General features: G+C 35.5%; 25 protein-coding genes and 1 tRNA gene. 8 read left to right on the forward strand and 18 right to left on the reverse strand.

The window, feature by feature from the left end:
* Window positions 1-4: 4 nt before the first annotated feature.
* Window positions 5-2,875 carry a leucine--tRNA ligase gene (gene leuS / locus ACW9XA_RS01700; protein ID WP_457762706.1) on the forward strand — a complete coding sequence of 957 codons (2,871 nt, stop codon included), beginning with the start codon at window positions 5-7 and terminating at the stop codon, window positions 2,873-2,875.
* Window positions 2,876-3,151: 276 nt separating this feature from the next.
* On the opposite strand, the gene ACW9XA_RS01705 is transcribed toward leuS, so the two are convergent.
* Entirely contained in the window at window positions 3,152-3,376 is a 225-nt protein-coding gene (locus tag ACW9XA_RS01705) for a hypothetical protein (RefSeq protein ID WP_457762707.1), read from the reverse strand.
* A 179-nt stretch (window positions 3,377-3,555) separates the two neighbouring features.
* On the opposite strand from ACW9XA_RS01705, the gene ACW9XA_RS01710 reads away from it, so the two are divergent.
* Genes ACW9XA_RS01710 through ACW9XA_RS01720 form a run of 3 tightly spaced genes read left to right on the forward strand, consistent with a single transcriptional unit; the run spans window position 3,556 to window position 4,794 of the window.
* Window positions 3,556-3,840 carry a hypothetical protein gene (locus ACW9XA_RS01710; protein ID WP_457762708.1) on the forward strand — a complete coding sequence of 95 codons (285 nt, stop codon included), beginning with the start codon at window positions 3,556-3,558 and terminating at the stop codon, window positions 3,838-3,840.
* The gene (locus ACW9XA_RS01715; RefSeq protein ID WP_457762709.1) at window positions 3,841-4,623 is read left to right on the forward strand and encodes a 2OG-Fe(II) oxygenase; all 783 of its coding nucleotides are present in this window, start codon (window positions 3,841-3,843) and stop codon (window positions 4,621-4,623) included.
* 48 nt (window positions 4,624-4,671) lie between these two features.
* Window positions 4,672-4,794, forward strand: coding sequence for a hypothetical protein (locus ACW9XA_RS01720; RefSeq protein WP_457762710.1), 123 nt, complete (start codon window positions 4,672-4,674; stop codon window positions 4,792-4,794).
* A gap of 1 nt (window position 4,795) precedes the next feature.
* On the opposite strand, the gene ACW9XA_RS01725 is transcribed toward ACW9XA_RS01720, so the two are convergent.
* From ACW9XA_RS01725 to ACW9XA_RS01750, 6 genes are all read right to left on the reverse strand, one after another.
* Window positions 4,796-5,041 (reverse strand): hypothetical protein, encoded by a 246-nt coding sequence (locus tag ACW9XA_RS01725; protein ID WP_457762711.1) that lies wholly within the window; start codon window positions 5,039-5,041, stop codon window positions 4,796-4,798.
* A complete protein-coding gene (locus tag ACW9XA_RS01730) occupies window positions 5,034-5,300 on the reverse strand; it encodes a hypothetical protein (protein ID WP_457762712.1) in 267 nt (88 codons plus the stop codon). Before ACW9XA_RS01730 ends, ACW9XA_RS01725 begins: the two co-directional genes overlap by 8 nt.
* A 194-nt stretch (window positions 5,301-5,494) precedes the next feature.
* On the reverse strand, window positions 5,495-5,677 hold the full coding sequence (locus tag ACW9XA_RS01735) for a hypothetical protein (RefSeq protein ID WP_300322988.1): 183 nt from the start codon (window positions 5,675-5,677) through the stop codon (window positions 5,495-5,497).
* Between the two features lie 97 nt (window positions 5,678-5,774).
* Window positions 5,775-6,518, reverse strand: a complete 744-nt coding sequence (locus ACW9XA_RS01740; RefSeq protein ID WP_457762854.1) for a TIGR00266 family protein — start codon at window positions 6,516-6,518, stop codon at window positions 5,775-5,777.
* Window positions 6,487-6,726: a hypothetical protein gene (locus tag ACW9XA_RS01745; RefSeq protein ID WP_457762713.1), complete on the reverse strand. Its 240-nt coding sequence runs from the start codon at window positions 6,724-6,726 to the stop codon at window positions 6,487-6,489. Before ACW9XA_RS01745 ends, ACW9XA_RS01740 begins: the two co-directional genes overlap by 32 nt.
* Entirely contained in the window at window positions 6,723-6,932 is a 210-nt protein-coding gene (locus ACW9XA_RS01750) for a hypothetical protein (protein WP_457762714.1), read from the reverse strand. Before ACW9XA_RS01750 ends, ACW9XA_RS01745 begins: the two co-directional genes overlap by 4 nt.
* Window positions 6,933-7,056: 124 nt before the next feature.
* On the opposite strand from ACW9XA_RS01750, the gene ACW9XA_RS01755 reads away from it, so the two are divergent.
* Window positions 7,057-7,224 carry a hypothetical protein gene (locus ACW9XA_RS01755; protein WP_457762715.1) on the forward strand — a complete coding sequence of 56 codons (168 nt, stop codon included), beginning with the start codon at window positions 7,057-7,059 and terminating at the stop codon, window positions 7,222-7,224.
* A gap of 546 nt (window positions 7,225-7,770) precedes the next feature.
* Here ACW9XA_RS01755 and ACW9XA_RS01760 read toward each other — a convergent pair.
* A complete protein-coding gene (locus tag ACW9XA_RS01760) occupies window positions 7,771-7,977 on the reverse strand; it encodes a hypothetical protein (protein WP_457762716.1) in 207 nt (68 codons plus the stop codon).
* A gap of 43 nt (window positions 7,978-8,020) precedes the next feature.
* Entirely contained in the window at window positions 8,021-8,623 is a 603-nt protein-coding gene (locus tag ACW9XA_RS01765) for a nitroreductase family protein (protein WP_457762717.1), read from the reverse strand.
* Window positions 8,624-8,919: 296 nt separating this feature from the next.
* Here ACW9XA_RS01765 and ACW9XA_RS01770 point away from each other — a divergent pair, with 296 nt between their 5' ends.
* The gene (locus ACW9XA_RS01770; RefSeq protein WP_457762718.1) at window positions 8,920-9,933 is read left to right on the forward strand and encodes an NAD(P)/FAD-dependent oxidoreductase; all 1,014 of its coding nucleotides are present in this window, start codon (window positions 8,920-8,922) and stop codon (window positions 9,931-9,933) included.
* 15 nt (window positions 9,934-9,948) lie between these two features.
* On the opposite strand, the gene ACW9XA_RS01775 is transcribed toward ACW9XA_RS01770, so the two are convergent.
* Window positions 9,949-11,187 (reverse strand): matrixin family metalloprotease, encoded by a 1,239-nt coding sequence (locus ACW9XA_RS01775; protein ID WP_457762719.1) that lies wholly within the window; start codon window positions 11,185-11,187, stop codon window positions 9,949-9,951.
* A gap of 207 nt (window positions 11,188-11,394) precedes the next feature.
* A complete protein-coding gene (locus ACW9XA_RS01780; protein WP_457762720.1) occupies window positions 11,395-12,099 on the reverse strand; it encodes a YkgJ family cysteine cluster protein in 705 nt (234 codons plus the stop codon).
* Between the two features lie 35 nt (window positions 12,100-12,134).
* Here ACW9XA_RS01780 and ACW9XA_RS01785 point away from each other — a divergent pair, with 35 nt between their 5' ends.
* Both ACW9XA_RS01785 and ACW9XA_RS01790 read left to right on the forward strand, forming a co-directional pair.
* Window positions 12,135-12,455, forward strand: coding sequence for a hypothetical protein (locus ACW9XA_RS01785; protein ID WP_457762855.1), 321 nt, complete (start codon window positions 12,135-12,137; stop codon window positions 12,453-12,455).
* Between the two features lie 45 nt (window positions 12,456-12,500).
* Window positions 12,501-12,588 (forward strand) — tRNA-Gln (locus ACW9XA_RS01790).
* A 21-nt stretch (window positions 12,589-12,609) separates the two neighbouring features.
* On the opposite strand, the gene ACW9XA_RS01795 is transcribed toward ACW9XA_RS01790, so the two are convergent.
* The 7 genes from ACW9XA_RS01795 to ACW9XA_RS01825 all read right to left on the reverse strand — a co-directional run bounded on the left by ACW9XA_RS01795 (window position 12,610) and on the right by ACW9XA_RS01825 (window position 17,697).
* Window positions 12,610-13,209: a 30S ribosomal protein S7 gene (locus ACW9XA_RS01795; protein WP_457762721.1), complete on the reverse strand. Its 600-nt coding sequence runs from the start codon at window positions 13,207-13,209 to the stop codon at window positions 12,610-12,612.
* A gap of 4 nt (window positions 13,210-13,213) precedes the next feature.
* Window positions 13,214-13,651 (reverse strand): 30S ribosomal protein S12, encoded by a 438-nt coding sequence (locus ACW9XA_RS01800; RefSeq protein WP_297440785.1) that lies wholly within the window; start codon window positions 13,649-13,651, stop codon window positions 13,214-13,216.
* Window positions 13,652-13,654: 3 nt separating this feature from the next.
* On the reverse strand, window positions 13,655-14,119 hold the full coding sequence (locus ACW9XA_RS01805; protein ID WP_457762722.1) for a NusA-like transcription termination signal-binding factor: 465 nt from the start codon (window positions 14,117-14,119) through the stop codon (window positions 13,655-13,657).
* A 64-nt stretch (window positions 14,120-14,183) separates the two neighbouring features.
* The gene (locus tag ACW9XA_RS01810) at window positions 14,184-14,507 is read right to left on the reverse strand and encodes a ribosomal L7Ae/L30e/S12e/Gadd45 family protein (RefSeq protein ID WP_457762723.1); all 324 of its coding nucleotides are present in this window, start codon (window positions 14,505-14,507) and stop codon (window positions 14,184-14,186) included.
* Window positions 14,508-14,582: 75 nt separating this feature from the next.
* Window positions 14,583-16,196: a tetratricopeptide repeat protein gene (locus ACW9XA_RS01815; RefSeq protein ID WP_457762724.1), complete on the reverse strand. Its 1,614-nt coding sequence runs from the start codon at window positions 16,194-16,196 to the stop codon at window positions 14,583-14,585.
* A 51-nt stretch (window positions 16,197-16,247) separates the two neighbouring features.
* A complete protein-coding gene (locus ACW9XA_RS01820; RefSeq protein WP_457762725.1) occupies window positions 16,248-17,420 on the reverse strand; it encodes a hypothetical protein in 1,173 nt (390 codons plus the stop codon).
* Between the two features lie 46 nt (window positions 17,421-17,466).
* Window positions 17,467-17,697: an LSM domain-containing protein gene (locus tag ACW9XA_RS01825; protein ID WP_457762726.1), complete on the reverse strand. Its 231-nt coding sequence runs from the start codon at window positions 17,695-17,697 to the stop codon at window positions 17,467-17,469.
* Window position 17,698 lies beyond the last annotated feature (1 nt).

Below are 17,698 nucleotides of genomic sequence, written 5' to 3' on the forward strand. Positions count from 1 at the left end.
AACAATGACGATTAACTGGAATGAAATAGAAACAAAATGGCGCAAAACATGGGCAGAATCTAAAGACTTTGAGACAAACCCAAATGAGAAACCAAAAAAATTCATTACCGTAGCATATCCATATCCCAACTCTCCGCAACACATTGGACATGGAAGAACATACACACTAGCTGATGTTCATGCAAGATTCTATCGAATGCAAGGATACAATGTATTGTTCCCAATGGGATTTCATTATACTGGTACTCCGGTACTTGGAATGGCAAAAAGAATTGAAGCTGGAGAAAAAGAGATTCTTGACGGATTGAGAAACATTTACCATGTTCCTGAAGAAGATATCAAAACATTTGTAGAGCCAATAAAGATTGCAGATTATTTCCATGAAGAGATAAAGTCGGGCATGATAGAGATGGGCTATTCAATTGATTGGAGACGAGAGTTTACAACTATCGTTCCAGGTTATCAGAAATTTATCGAATGGCAAATTACAACTCTTAAAGAAAATGGTAGAATCATTCAAGGGAGTCATCCAGTTGGATGGTGTCCTAAAGATCAAAACCCAGTATCACAACATGACACAATGGGAGATGTTGAGCCAAAAATTGATGATAAAAATTTCCTGGTGAAGTTTGCATTTGGTGAATTTGTATTTCCTATTACAACACTACGACCTGAAACAATTTTTGGTGTAACTAATCTTTGGGTCAATCCAAATGTTATCTACAAAAAAGTTTCAGTAGATAATGAAACATGGATAGTTTCAGAAGAATGTGCACACAAACTAGAATTCTTTGAAAAAGAGGTCAAAGTAATTGGAGATATTTCTGGAAAGGACATTGTAGGAAAAACAGCTGTATCTCCAACCAATGGAAGTGAGGTTCCAATTTTGCCTGCAGAATTTGTAGAGCCTGGAATGGGGACTGGATTAGTAATGTCAGTACCTGCCCATGCACCAAAAGACTACCAAGCCTTGATGGATTTGAAGGCTAGAAATGATAATCTAGCCTCAAAAATTGAGCCCATACCAATCATAGTTACTGAAGGATACGATGAATATCCTGCAAAACAGATTTGTGAAAAACTAGGAGTGTCAGACCAAACTGATTCTAAGCTTGAAGAGGCCACCAAAGAATTGTACCTCAAAGAGTTTACAGATGGAAAATTAAATGATAAGTGTGGAGATTTTAACGGAGAGAAGGTACAGTTTGGCCGTGATAAAATCAGGGCATGGCTTCAAGAGAATAAACATTTAGAAAAATTCCCAGTGCTAGAGAATGCTCCAGTGCATTGCAGATGCGGAGCTGAATGTGTTGTCAAAGTATTGAACAATCAATGGTTTTTGAATTATGGAGATGAAGAATGGAAGAAACTAGCTCGCAATTGTTTTGATGAGATGAACATTCTTCCCAGTAACATCAAGACAGAGTTTGTTGAAGTAATTGATTGGTTGCATGAACGAGCTTGTGCAAGACAGCAGGGATTGGGAACTAAACTGCCATGGGATCATGATTGGATTGTAGAATCATTATCAGACAGTGTAATTTACATGGCATACTATACCATTTCACAATTTGTAAATGATGGAACAGTAACTCCAGAGAATTTAACTCAAGAATTCTTTGATTATGTTATGCTAGATAAGGGAGATGTAAAACTAGCTGCAAGTACATCGAAGCTTAGTGAGGACGTAATCGAAACAATGAAAAAAGAATTTACATATTTTTATCCAGTTGATTCAAGACATTCTGGTAGAGATTTAGTGCAGAACCACTTGTCATTCTTTGTGTTAAATCATGTTGCAATATTTGATAAAAAATTCTGGCCACAAGAAATTGTAGTTAACGGTAGTGTCATGATGGATGGTGCTAAGATGTCAAAAAGTATGGGAAACATCATTCCATTACGTACTGCAATTAGAGACCATGGTGCAGACCCAATTAGATTAGCTATCATTTCATCAGCTGAATTATTGCAGGATGCTGATTTTAACATGGAATCAGTTTACGGTATTCAAAACAAGCTTGCAGCCCTGTTAGAGGAGTGTTCTAGGCTCAAAAATGCTCCAATTGGAGAACTACAAGCCGAAGATAAATGGATTTTATCAAAAACCCAGAACAAGATTTCTCAAATTACAGAAGCTGTAGAGAAGATGAGATTGCGTGAAGCACTACATGACATTTTGTTTACTTTTGAAACGGATTTAGGATGGTATCAAAAAAGAATCCAAGCTAAAGAAAGAAAAGATGTTTCAGGAATATTACACCAGATAAACTCTGTACGAGTTGCAATGTTGTCTCCATTTGCACCACACATATCTGAGGAAATGTGGAGTAATCTTGGAAACGGTGGATTGGTATCAAAATCAACATGGCCTGAATTCTCTAAAGAAAAGGTAGATGCAACATCAATTCAATCAGAAGAATTACTAAAAGCAACTATTGATGATATTTCAAACATTCTCAAAGTTACAAAGATTACTCCAAAGAAAATTGTAATCTATGTAAATTCTGATTCTATGAAATCAAAAGTTTATCATAAAATTTTGAGCATAATGGTAGGTGGACAAAATAACATGGGAGTTATAATGAAAGAACTCATTGCAGATCCTGAAACTACAGAGGCCAAAAAGATGCCAGACTATATCCAAAAAGTAATCAAGGATTTACATTCTGAATCGGAGGAGATAAAGCAAATGAAACTTGAATCAGAGTCATTTGATGAAAAGGAATTCTTATCATCGGAATTATCCAGTATTGGAAAGAAAGAGTTTGGTGTAGAGATACAAGTGTATTCAGAATCAGATAGTGACATTTATGATCCTAAGGGAAAATCAAGACACGCAAGACCATTTAAACCTGCAATTTTAATTGAATAAGTTTGGGTTTGACGGAATGGGATATGCCCACTAACATGGGTATAATTTTGGACGCAGTTAATCGAATTCGACCGGACCAGTAGAGCAAGTTAGAACCAAAAGTCACAAATCATTTCAAGATTCGAGAATTTCTAACTTGTGAATTTAGAATTCTAAAACAGTAGAAAACGTGTATAGTGTTATTCCTACTAATAGTGCTAGACTTACAGCTACTGCTTTTTTGTCTTTCTTGGTTAGTTGCATACGATTCAGAATATCTTGGTAACTTAAGCGTGTCTATTCTTTATCAGATTCCCTGTCTTCTATCTTTTTGATCTCTTTTTCTATTTTCTCGATATTCTTTTTCCAGATGGCAATGTATTTTTCGAGTTTTTCAATCTCTTTTTTGTTATCTGAATTTGCAATAGACTCTCTTTTCTCCAGATGCTGGTTTAGTCTCTTTTTGGAATCATAAAGTTTCTTGTACTGCATCTCAAGGACCTTTCTTGTGATGAAATTCATAGGTATACAATTGAAAATTGGAAACTTAAGGGTATTGTATCAGAGAAACGGATTTTTAATTATTCCAGATAACATGGTAATAAAATAATCATAGGAGGTTTTTACCACTAATTTCAATTAGTTACCACTAGATGAGAAATAATAGGGACAATAAATATTAGAAAATACAAATTCAGTTTATGGACATAATTTGGGGAAACGTAGGAAATGTTTTGTCGGGTCAGATTTTTGAGCTTAGTGTGACACACAAAAAAGATGGAAACAAGGGCGACTATTCAGAAATTGAGAAAATAAAGATTCTTCAAACTGACATAATGAGTCTCCCTGCAGATCCCAACGAGTGTACAAAAGAGCAAATACAAGAAAATTTAGCTGGATCATTTGTAAAATGTGAAATTAAAGACAAAGAAAATGATGGAACTCTAGCATCTGTTGTTTCACATTCAGGTCAAGGTGGATATTAGATGAATTTACAGTGGAATCCAATAGAAATAGACTGTAAAGAGATATGTCAAAATGAAAATATCATAGAGAAGATCATTACGGGAGAATCACCTGCACTAATAATTAGGAATTTTTACAAAAATGATTCATGTAAAACAATATCCAAAAGGATTGAGACAAAAACTTTTGAAAATAATGAAAAAATGAAAAAGATTGGCATCTCCCTTGTATCATTTATTTCTAGAAAAGGGGAATATTTTGTTCAAGCAGATGCATTAAGAAAAACAGTACGTCAAGTTTTTTCAGGCTTGGAGGATCCAAGGAAAAAAATTCACAAAACATTACAAGTGCTATTTCCTGAAAAACAGGTCACTATTGCAGTAGAAGATGGAAAAAAATATGCATGTGGAGTAATCAGACTGCATGAATTAGGAGATTTTGCTCCAATACACAGAGACAATGCAAGTTATGAAGCAAAGGGTTTTGATATTTCCAAATTTCCAATTCAACTATCCACAGTATTGTATATTCAGCAATCTGAAAAAGGGGGAGAATTGGTATTGTACAAAAAATCATGGGAAAAATCAGATGAAAAGTTTCGTAACATAGATTTTGGTTATTCAAAAGGTGTGATTTCAGATTGTAATGAATCTGTAAAGATAAAGCCAAATCAAGGGGATTTGGTGATAATCAATCCAATTTACTATCATGAGATACTTCCAGTGAGGGCAAATAAGCGCATTACATTAGGATTGTTTTTAGCTTTTTCTAAACATGGAAAAAAAGTTGTGACTTGGTCTTAGATAGAAAAATCATCTTGTAAAATCTAGTCACAAATACATCAAACAAATATGAAACTAGAAGGTTTGATTAGAATTTTTATGAAGAGTAAAGATACCATAACAGTTGATGATTCAGACAAATTCGAAACAATCTCAATTGAATCCAAAGTCAGAGAGGGACGATTCCCATAAATCAAGGGTAGTCTAATCTCTGCTCCCACTGAGTCTTTTGATAATCAGTTCCAAAGACCTCAAGTGATTTTGTAATACAATCATCTTGTTTCATTCCTTGAGAGAACAGATTCTTGCAATCAGCAACTGAGGCTTGCAAGTTTCTCTGGTCTCGCTCCACCACATACTGCCCATAGTTTGAGTTGGCTAAAATCCCAATACCAATTGCAACTGCAAACACAATAACAACAATTATCAGGTTATTCAATCAGACCACTTCGCCTCAGAGCTTGAACATAGTTTTGGGTTTGAACTTGGGATTTTTCAGAATTATTGTTTTGTTCTAGCCAGTTTTTCAAAGTTTCAAATTTGAATTTCAGAGTCGTCCCAAGCATTGACTTGCGAGTAATTTGCCAATCATCATCTCGGACGGACTGCAGTCGGATTACCTTTGGAATCCAATCAAAGAATGAAAATTCGGACCAATCCAAATCAAATTCAGAATCTAGCATAAAACTTCCTTGCATTGTGGAATCAAAAATGTAGTAATGATAAATCCACCAAAAATTGTTATCAACAATGTAATTCCCAGCCCTGCAATCAATGTCTTTTTGCTATCTAATTTCATAACCATAGTTTCAGATGTGTTTTTTTAGTATATCAAAAATATCAAACTAAATTGCTAGTGGTAATTTTAGAATCTAAAGAGATTGAGGACAAACTAGGTAAGTTTTTCCCAGCAGCTTTTTCCACCACAAAGACTACAAGTTGTTTTCTCATTCCATTTCTCAAATGATTTTCCAGATGGAATTCTAACTACGGTTATTCTCTCACACCCAGTGCATTGTACTTTGATTGAGACATTTCCAGTATTATCACCTACAAACTTGTCCTTGAATCCCATTATTTTTTACACCAAACCCCCATCTTTATTTGCATTCTTATCAGGCGCAACGCAAACAAACTCTGCAGATGCAATTCCTACAATGAAATTTTTCATGCTAGTTTCTTTTGGGCAAAAACGGAATTATTGCTCGAACAAACTCCATAATATTCTTGGTCTGTAAATAGACAGTTCCGGGTCCTACGACCTCAATTACCAAGGCATCCCCACCAAATAACGTAGTCTTCATGCTTCCATGTTTAGTTACACGGTATCCAGCAGTAGAACTTAGTGCCACTAGCTGATAGTTATCAAGTATCATCTTCTCACCAGATGCCAGTTCCTGTTTTAGTATGCCACCCCATCCATTGACAAACATTTTTCCATTGCCAACTGTCTTTAGCATAAACAGATTGCTTCCAAAGATGCCTTTGGTGAATCCCTGCCATTGTGTGTCAAGTGTTACATCAGTTGTAGAGCCGACAAAAGAGCCGGACTGGACGATAAACTCTTCATTTACATCAATTACCTCAATGTCCCCTAGCATGTTGCCAGAAATGCCTAGCTTGCAGTTATCCTCTTCTGCGATAAACTCGTTGACAAAAAACGATTCGCCTCCAAGAGCGGCAGCTTTGAGCGACTTGAAGAATCCGCCCTTTCTCATCCTAGTCTCTGTAACGATGTTTCCTTTCATGTAAACCATGGCAGCAGCCTCTGCAGTAATTTTCTCGCCCTTGTTTAATGTAAACTCGATTAACCCCATCGGGTTTTTCACAATTTCATATTCCAATGAGTTAATTCTAAAAATACTAAAAATTAAGAGTTGTGTATTATCTAGAGAGTTTTTGGAGCACATCCTCATATGATGCAAACTCTTCCAACCCTTCAATTTTCATGATCCGAATGAGGTTAACAGCCTCGTCAATTAGCTTGTTTAGTCGTCTGAGGGACTGGTCATACTCTTTGTCCTCTTTATTCTCCCATTCTTCCAATCTGCCCTTAAAGAATTCAATGCGTCCAAGCTTGTAATCTATCTCACCAATCAAAATTTTTACTGATTCAGGCTTCATTCCAGTCCTTTCTCCTGTTTTATTTTTGATATCACGTCCTTTACCAGAGCCTCGTCTTTTAGAACTAGATCATATAGTTGATTCTTGTATTCTTCATCTCCCCATTTGTTTTGCTTGAACATATCTTTTACTAGATTGACAATTTCAGATTTATTTCTCTGATGATCACGTCTTGCAAGATCTGCACCGTCCATAATTTGTTTCAAAGAATTATCAACTTAAAGATATTGGGATCTAAAACTCGGAAAAAAAGTGTTTAAAATAATACCTCATTAGTGTATTTTTTTTAATTTCACGAATAGAAATCCATGTAAAATTACCATTTGAGTTATGGCAACAGCTAAAAAACCAGCAGCTAAAAAAGCAGCAACTAAAAAACCAGCAGCTAAAAAAGCAGCAACTAAAAAACCAGCAGCTAAAAAAGCAGCAACTAGAAAACCAGCAGCTAAAAAAGCAGCAACTAAAAAAACAACAAAGGCAGCTTCTAAAAAGAAATAATCTTTTGAAGCTTGTTTTTTTCTCTATACTGATTTTATCAAATATAGAATAAATCATTCATATTGTTTAAATCCAAGAATTCCAACCCACATTTGCCATGAGTTATAATCGTGAAGCACAAGATGAATACGATGATTTCGAAGACGATGATTCGGAATCAGACTATGACTTTGAGGATTAGAGAATCCTCGTTTTTTTCTTTTATCTAAGATTCGCTCTGACAGGAATAACACAGTTCGCCCTTTGTGTGCTTTGATAAAAGGCGGTTACATTTTGTACATCTTTTGTTGTCTCCAATGTACAAAGAGTTTCTAAATTTCTCAGATATCGGTTTGAACTTTAAGAATCCAAATTTAAAACCAAACACCATTACTTAATCAAAATCCTGTTCATCCATCTTTTCAAAAGTCATATCAACCTTTTGACAGGACTCGCATTTCTCATAAAGGCCAAACTGGTTTCGCAATTTTCCTTTGCCGTCACATCTAAAACAGGTCAATCAATTGTATATAATCAAGATAAGAGTTAAGGTTTCCTAGAGTAATTTTATTTCTTTAGCAATTCAAGGATTTCATTGTTGCTTTTCATCCAGGTTTTAAGATAGGCATAAAACAATGTCTCCAAGTCATCGACCATCCCTGAGAGTTTGGGGTCTGAACGGATTGCTTTTAGCTGCTCATCAAGGTTATCTAAAATTACTTGCAGACCCTGGTTTGAGGTCTCTAATTTCTTGATTGCCTCTTCTGCACCCATGAGACATCTACCACATTATCATAATAAAAGATATTCAAAAAATCTAGAAACTATTCTCAAAGGCTACCTGATCCAAAGGCAACTGACCGCCACGAGCTGTAGCATCCTCTGTTCTTTTGCCAACTACCACCATCATTACTATGAGATGGTCCTCAGGTAATTTTATCAACTCTGCTAGTTCGTCGTATTCAAATCCTACCATAGGACAAGAATCCAATCCCATTTGTCTTGCTGCAAGCATTATTGTTTGAGCTGCCATTCCACAAGAACGGATTGCCTCGTCTCGTTGATTTTGAGGATTGCCATCATATTTTCTCTCAAGAGCTGCCTTTATTGTCTCTTGTTTTTCTGCAGGATGATTCTTCCAGTATCGCAGAGGTTCAGTCTTCCATGCATTCATGTCACCACACAATATCACTACCAAAGATCCATCTTTTGGTTGGGCTTGACCTCTGGCTGCCACTGAAATCTTTTCTTTTACATCCTGATCAGTTACATATACAAATCTCCAGTTCTGCTGATTGTAGCTAGTCGGAGCCAAAATTACATGCTCCATTAATTTCTGAACATCATCACTACTCATCTTGTATGTGCTGTCAAATTTTTTGATTGCACGACGAGTCTCTATTGCCTCAAAGACATCCATGATAGAATTAAAAAAATTATGTAAAATAAATGAAACGAAAAGGCAGTTGAGCTTAAGATCAACACCAAAGGTGCAGATGACAGCTCTTCACTTAAGATCAGTAACCGTTGGTTTTCTGATGACAGCGATTTGTCTTAAGGTCTGAAACGATTGTTCTCAGACGACAGACTCACCTTTTCTTATATTGTATAATGTGAATTTGATATTTAACCGACACTATCTTTTCCTACTATTGAGAATTTACCTGAACAAAAACAGATAGTGTATTTATTAGGCCCAAGCCGACGGCAAACATCTTGAAGATCGCAGTGATGGGAATGGGAGTGGCAGGCTCTTATCTTATGGCCAGACTAAAAAATTCAGGACATGATGTTACCGGATATGAGAGAAACAGAGAAGAAAACCATGATTCAATTTGTGCATGGGGTACAATCAAGCCAGTACTGACAGAATTTTGCAAAAAGGTAGACAGAGATTTTAATGATTTTCTAATTCATGATGGAAAAAATATGCATGTCAAAATGAACAATGACGTAAAATTCGATATCGGACTGCACGGAATGTGCACATATGACAAACTAGCACTAATCAAGGATTTCATAAAAGATTCAAAAATTATCTACGGAGATGCACCAAAGCTTGAGGAATTGGAAAAAGAATACGACATGATAGTTGACTGTACTGGTTTTAGTAGAGCATATTTGCCAAAAATGAAAGAGGACTTTTTCTTGCCAACATACGAATACAAAGTAGAATATGAAAACGGCGTACCATATGATGACTTTTACATTGAACCATTTCCTGGAATGTCAGGATATTTCTGGTATTTCCCACTGGGTGAGAAATGGGCCCACATTGGAGCAGGAGATTACAATAAACAGCACATCAAGGCAACTGATGATTTCCTAAAAAAGCACGGTGGCAAGGTTCTCAAAACAAAGGGAAGGCCAATCAGACTAGCAACTCCAGACAGATGCAAGCCATACTATTCGGGCAAAGTTGTCGGAGTCGGGGAATCAATTGGTACTGTTTATGCATTGTTAGGAGAGGGAATCATTCCATCGATGCAGTGTGTAGATATTTTTGTTGAAAACATGAATGACTTTGCAGCATATGAGAAGGCAGTTGAAAAACACTACAAGGTCTATGCCAAAGTGTTTAATTTTGTTCGAGCAAAAATTCACAAGGACTTTAGCTTTATCAAGGCATTGCCAGACTTTTTGGCAATCTTTTTCTATATGAAAAAGAACGAGGCAAGATTTGGAATGGATATTAAAATTTCAGATTTGCTCAAAGTTGCCAAAGCCTAAGTAAAATTTAGATAATTATTTTGTGTAGTTGTTATCAGGAGTAGTTCCATCCCAGATCAAACCACTTGCAGAAAGATTGGTTACTGTTGTAGTGTATGTTCCAGATGGAGCATTTTTCAAAGTAAACCCTATGCTTCCAGTATCGCTAGTTGTTCCAGTTGCAGTCCAAGAACTAGATCCGTTTGTGAGGGAAATAGATACAGTTGCACCACTGACATTATTTTCAGAATCATCAGACACGTGAACGAATACGGTCAAATGTCTATCATTGTCTTTGCCACCAGAACCAGAATAAGTTATAGAATCAACACCAACTGTTGTTCCAGAAACTGGAGGAGTTCCAACAGTTACTGTGATAGAATCACTATTACTTTTTCCACCAGCATCTGTAACTTGGGCAGTTATGGTATGAGTTCCATCAGTCAAAATATTTGAAAATGAGCTACCAGCACCAATAGAACCATCAATGTCAGACACCCAGGACAAATTAGCAGAAAGATCTCCATCTTCAATATCACTTGCAGAGCCAGCAAATGAAATTACAGTTGCAGAATCAAAGGAGGAATTATCAAAAGGACCAGATATAGAAACAACAGGAGAATTATTTGTAACAGATATTCCAGGATATAGGGTGCTTATTGCATCAATGTCATCTTGCTCCAAAATGCGATTTACATTTTGATAAGAAGGATACATTATAGCAGAAATATCTTCAGAGTGTCCAATTCCAACAGCATGACCATTTTCATGCAAAAATACAGTTTCAACATCATAATGACTTACACCATCAGTTGACCAATTGAAATTGGTGTTCAAAGCCATATCAGATTCATCGATACTGGTTCCAGACCATGTAACTACAAGTACTCCAGGATCCCTTAATGCGAGCCATGCAACATCATTATTACCATCAAATGTTTGACGGCCTTTACATTCTTGAACTAGTGAAGGACATTTTCCTGTTTCTCCACCATATTCAAAAGTAAAACTAGATGTTGCAACATTATTCCAAGTAGTGTGAGTGTTAAGTAAAGCAGTTAGTCCGTTACCGCCAGTAGGATCATTTTGTGGGTTGTATCTCTGAATTACAGAATCATTTCCAGGATCAGAATCGGAGAATTGGTCCCAGACTAGTCCAGTCAAAGAATATTCTTCAGCAGTAAATGCTCGTGCACCTTGATTTGCAAGTGCTGCAAATGCTGCCTCATTTCTATCGGCTCCAGGAGGAACTTCTAATAGAATATGAACAATCAAATTCTTTCCAGGAACTATTCCAGAAACTGCAATTACATCAGGCTTGCCAGTATTATCAGGACCTTGTGCAAATGCAGATGATAATGCTGGAGTTAATTATAATGTAGCTGTAATTGTGAAAATAACTAGAAATGATAGTAGTTTAGAATATTGCACTGGCAATTTATTAAAAAATTAGCATTTAACCGTTACTCACAAATGAAACGTCTAAGAGAAACTAACAGAACCAAATCCTTGACGATTTGTTCTGTTTGATGCCATGTTGTAATCGTATATGGTTTTAGAATAGTTCTTGAATTCGTCTTTCATCGGATCAAGAGAATCAGCCAAGTAAAAACCAGGACAGTCACCTGTGAACTGATACGTTGCATGGACTCTGGCTTTACCCTGCTCGTTTTCAAGCCAGCTAGAAAAAGGATACAGATAACACACTCCAGGTCGGTCAGGATGCATAGAGCATCCCCCCTCATCGTCTAGGAATCTACAAGAGATATGAGTGCCATCATCAGATTCTGTCTCATCTGTTTTTCTTTTAAGATTAATTGTAGTCATTGTTGTCAATTGCCCTGACGGACCAGGTTCCTGATATGTCACAGTTAGAGTTTCATTTTTTATAAAATCTGAAGTTTTTTTGTATTTGAGTCCCTTGCCGATTGTGATTAGATCATCAGAGGATAAAGGCAATCTGCCTTGTCTATCACAGCAGTTGTGACAGTCAGGCCAGTAGCACTTCCACAAGATGTATTTTTTTTCTGAGTTAAGATAAGGGACATGAAAAATGACATCTTTGATTTTGATTGAATAGTCAGAGACATCAGTAATTTTCCCTAACATAAAATTGCGTAATATCGGGTCAACATCCCAATCTTTTTGTAGTAAATCTAGTGATTCTTCAATTTCTTTTTGAGACAACTGATAAATTATAACATATGTTGCAGATGTTATTAATGTTGAGTGAAAAAGGAAAATATGCTTCTGCAACAGAGAACAGAAGATTTGTTTGGGCAGAAATTGTTTGGCCGTTAATTTTAGAAATCAATGACGTTTCATTTTCTCTAAAACAATTTCAAGAAAAAAGAGAAAAAGTATGTAGAGAAAAGAACATTTCGATTACAATTCCATCAAGAGGATTAGCATCATTATTGCAAAAAGGAATTCTGTTAAAAGAAGACAATATCTATTCAATTCATTACAAGTTAATTCCTTACATGCGATTAAAAGCAGACTGTGATTACGCAACTGTAATTCATGAAGTCAGACTAAAGTAATTACAACAAATGATTATATGCTAAATCATTCGGGTTTATTTTAGTAGCCCGATAGTCTAGTGGTCAAGGATTCTGCCCTCTGGATCTCAAGAGTGGATAGGCGGAGACGGCAGTTCGAATCTGCCTCGGGCTACTGGGAAAACTTCTAAAAAGACTATCTTGATGCTTGTGCTATTCTTTCTAACTCGTGTTTCTTTTTTACAGAAGGTGCTGCAGGATCATTTGCTGCTGCAAGCATGAGTTGTTCTGCCATGTGCTCTTCAATAGGTTTTGGATTAGAGAATGTTGATTCTTTGATAGCATCTGCGATAAACTTTAGAGCCAAATCTACCCTTCTGATTGGAGCAACATCTACGGATACATGATAAACAGTACCACCATATACGATTCTTGTAGTATCTTCATTTGGAGCAGAAAATTCAATTGCTCGAACTAGAACTTCAACTGGATTTTGGCCAGTTTTTAGTGCAATGATATCAAAAGCTGTTTTTACAGTATTGAGTAGTTTAGTTTTCTTTCCAGTCATTCTACCGGTGTTCTTTGCATATTTCTTTCCAAAGTGCATTGTTTTATTGATTAATCTTTCAACAATGTTAACATCTGCTTTGTTGAATCTCTTTAATGCAGAACGACCATAAGTGTAAGGAAGAATTTGCTTTCTCAAAGAGATTGCAGTTTTTAATCCAGGATCCTTTATTTCGATATCAGATAAATCCCATTTTCTAAATAATAACAAGTTTTTAGTTTGTGCCATTTCTCTATCTCCTTGGTTTCTCCTTCTTTCCAATAACTAATTCGTGCAATGCAGTACCGTTAACTTTGAAAACTTTGAATCTAACACCAGGAATATCTCCCATTGCACCGCCTTGTGTTGCACCCATACCTTGAATGTGTACTTCATCGTGTTCATCAATAAAGTTCATGGCTCCGTCTCGTGGCAAAAATGCTGTAACAGTTTTTCCATTTTTAATTAATTGTACACGAACACATTTTCTAATAGCAGAGTTTGGCTGTTTTGCAGCAATACCTACTTTTTCTAAAACAATACCACGTGCTTGAGGTGCCCCTCCTAGTGGATCAGCCTTTTTATCAATACCAAGTTTTCTTCTCTTGAACGTAGAGATTGCCCATCTTTGTTTTTTCTTTTTAGTTGTTAGAACTCTTCCAGCAAATAATCCAAGTGGTGATTTTCTCATCTATTACATCTCCAGAGTTGCCCGTTCAGGACTGTTAATCAATACACTGCTAATATCAAAATATCGTTTTGCAAGAAGTCTTGCTTTCTCTGCGTTTCTTCCCTCTCTTCCAACTACAATTCCTTTCTTTCTTGCGTCTACCATAACTATTGCCTGCTTTGTTCCATCAGGACGTTTATTTATTTTTACTTCAGAAATTAGTTTTGAATTAAGCAAATTAGACAGAAATTTTGCTGGATCATCATCAAATTCTACCAATTCGACATTTCTTTTAACAATATTCTGTAATGACTTGATATGGATACCACCCTTGCCAATTGCAAGTCCCATTTTACCAGTATTAACTACAAAAATCACTCTATCTTGTTTTTCATCTTCAACACAATCACGTGCTGTTGCACCAGTTACATTTTGGAAAAGTGACATCATTCGCATTTGATCAGTTGTGAGTTTAATTGATTGTGTCATTATAATTCCTATTTATCTCCGAACAAAAAATGTCTCATTTAAACTTACATTCAAGGAATTACAATTAATCATTTTTTTCCTCAGCTTGTGTATCTTTTAAAATTGATTTGATGCTAGCATCATCTATGGATGTAAATGAAATTGTTGAAATTCTAAATTGTAAGCCACATAATCTTCCTAATGCGACTGATGTTCCTTGAAAGTTTACTAGAGGTATTTTTTCTTTTTTTGCATCTGATTCAATTTGCTCAAACATTTCTTTTTTCATTGATTGAGACAATACAATTAGCTTGGAACTTTTTATTGAGTTTAAAACTTGTTTGGTACCCATGGTTAGTTTATCTTCTTTACGGGCATCTCTCAATGATTTCTCAAGTATCTTACTCATTTGTTTTCCTTAAGACGATCGTCATGTCAGGGCTTTATAGGTTTATTGAAAAATCAAGCGTGTAATATTAGGAAATTAGTTTAGAAAACCAAATAATGAACCTAAAGTTGAAAATGCAATACTTACTTCATCAAAAAAATCATTTGGTTTTTGTTTTTCAGAACCAGCAGCATTACTATTTTCAGAAAAAGATTCAGAATAATCGATTTTCTCTATATCTGAACCAAATGAATTATTTGTCAAATCAGGAAGGATAGACATTGCAATGTGAAGATTTTTTGCAGCTGTGAAATAATTTGGATTTTTGTTCAAAACTTGATTGTACAATAAAATGGCATCATCTAATTGCCCCAAGTTAGCGAGAGCATTTGCTTTATTGTTTTTGGCAGGAAGGAAATTTGGATCAATTCGGAGGGCATGATCATAGAATATTATAGCCTCAGAGAAATAGCCTAATTTCCCTAATGCCGAGCCTTTGTTAACAAGGATTTCAACATTATCGGGATCATTGATCAATGATTCATTAAAAAAATTCAACGAACTATCAAACTTGCACAATCGATACAATGCAGGGCCCATCCCATCATAGTATGAAATCGTATCAGCATAGGTACTAGAATCACATTCTAATTGGATTTGATTTAGTAATTTTCCCAACTCGATATCTTCTACAGACAAATTATTTTCTTTTTTTATTTTATTTTGTGTTGGAAGTTTTTCTTGGATAGTTGTGGTTACTTTATTTTCTGAATCATTTGTTTTTTTAATAGGAATTTCTTTTTGTGTAGTTTTAATCTGAGTGTTATCATTTGTAGTTTTTTGTGGTGTTTTGATTATAGTAGAGTCATCAATGGATTTGGAATTATTTTGTGATCCATTAGTTGTTTGTGTATTGTCAGTTGTTTGTGTATTGTCAGTTGTTTGTGTATTGTCAGTTGTTTGTGTTTTGTCATCGAGTTTGGAATTACTTGATTGATCATCTAAAGAATTTTCAATTGTTTGCGGTGTTTTGTAATAATCAAAAGAATATACTGCTTCTGATTCAGCATAATGCGCTTTTACAGAATATGTTCCATCCACTCTAAAATTTACACCATCTTTTACAAGAAAGCTTGTAGCAAATTCCAAGTTAGTGTCAATTGCCCCAAAATAAAATCCAGCAGGCATTCCAAACGGATCATAGATTCCTATCAAGGCAGTTGGCGAATCCATTGCTGAAACTTGACCAGTAATTTTTATCACATCATTGTTGGTGTATTGTTTTTGTTCGGTGTAAAGTAGAATAATTTCAGGTTTTGTGTTTTCATTAATTATAATTTCAGGCTCTGAGGATTCACCTTGAACATCAAAATAATGGCTTTGTGAAGCTTGCCCATAGTCTAGTTTCACCTTATACTTGCCAGTTTTTTCATAAAATGGAGAGTCAAGAAGTATTGTTTTAGAAAATATTTGCTCTGATGAAATTTCTAAATTATTTGCAGACAGAATTTTTCCATCTGGGTCATATATGCTCATTGCAATTACAGGCATTCCAAGTTCAAGAATTTTACCTGAAACGGTTATGGAATCACCGAGATGATAGAGTTCCTTATCAAAATTTACGCTAAATGAATCCGCAAAGACATCTATGAAAATCATAGGAGACAGTACGGTTAGCACTAATGATAGTCCTAAAACATATCCTAACACAAAGGTAAGAACGTAATTTTGTATTTAATAATCACGCAGAAATTATACTTTTCATTTAACATCAATTTGGGTAAACATTGATGATGCAAGAGCTGTTGGATTACCAATAGAGTTCCAGACAAAAGTTTCAACTTGATATTGTCCAGAGTCCCTAGGGGTCCAAGATTGCGAAACATCTAGAATTTGATTGGGAGATATTTCCCCTTGAACCCATGATAATGATTCAACATAGTTTTGATCATTTTTTACTTGAAAGAGATAAACAAATTTTTGTTTAAACTCTTGATCATTTCTAATTGTTCCAACTATTTGCATCTGAGTATTCTGTGAAAAAGAATTCAGTGGATTTCCCAGACCAGTAGAAAAAGTAATGGGTAAATTTTCAATCCTGTCTATAGGAGGAATTGACGAATCAACTATTGTCATAGTTTTGATTTCTAAATTATCTGATTTTGTATATGGTTTTGGAAGAGTGTGATCGTCGTATTTTGCAAATATAGCATCACCAGAAAGGGAATAAAGTCTGTTTCCACTCGAAGGAGAGTTCTGAGATAATGAGACTGTTGCAACAAATGCACCTGAACTTTCAGATGTTTCAATTGCGTTAACTTTGATTCCTGCAACATCAGAATCTGAAAAAACATGAATCGGTAAATCATCTAGAGATTCAGGGTTTAGATTCATGTCATAATCCACAACACGGATAACTGCAGAATTTTCAAGATAAAGAAGATCCTCAACAAAATCGATTGTTCCAAGATTCCAGCTTACAGGCACTGATTCAACCAGCACGACACCGTCTGCAAATTCAAAGGATATTGTGATTGCAGAGTCCCGGTCTACTTGTAAAAATCCACTTGTAGGCCCATTGCCAATTGTTCTAGGGTTTGTATCAAAAACACCGTCGCCATCAGCATCATGAGTAAAACCTGTAAGAATCACTTCGGCAGTAAAAATTCCAGAATTTACATCAGTCTCTGTAAATCTATATGGTTCAAGTGAATGCTCAGATGTAGAAATTTTGATTGGATGACTATTAGTGTCCCCAATTGAATCAATCAAATGTCTATCAGAATTCCAGCTAGGTGCAATGATTGTCATTTTCACTTTATCAGTCCAAGAGTAAACTGGCTTGTCAGTAAAAATTGGAGAGTACGGATCATTATAATCAGGAGCAGATTGTCCAAATGCAAGTAGAATTAAAAACAGAAAAACATGTAGCATGTTAAAAATTATTATTTATAGGATTTAATGTTTGATTGGTTAGTTTCTAAGATTCTTCTTCGGGCAAAGATACTGCCAAAATATTATCCCCACGGAGTAAAATTTTTCCTAGTTTTTCATGTTTTTCTTCAGTTACATCTTCAGCACCCTCTAGTGTCAAATTCATGTGAATATCAAAATCTCTGAGTATGCCTTGAACGGTTCTGGTGTTTCTTAATCGAAGTAAAACAATTTTGCCTTTGCTGTTAGTCATGAGTGTAGAAATTTCATCGGCCATA

This window comes from Candidatus Nitrosopumilus sp. bin_6a (assembly GCF_054095695.1).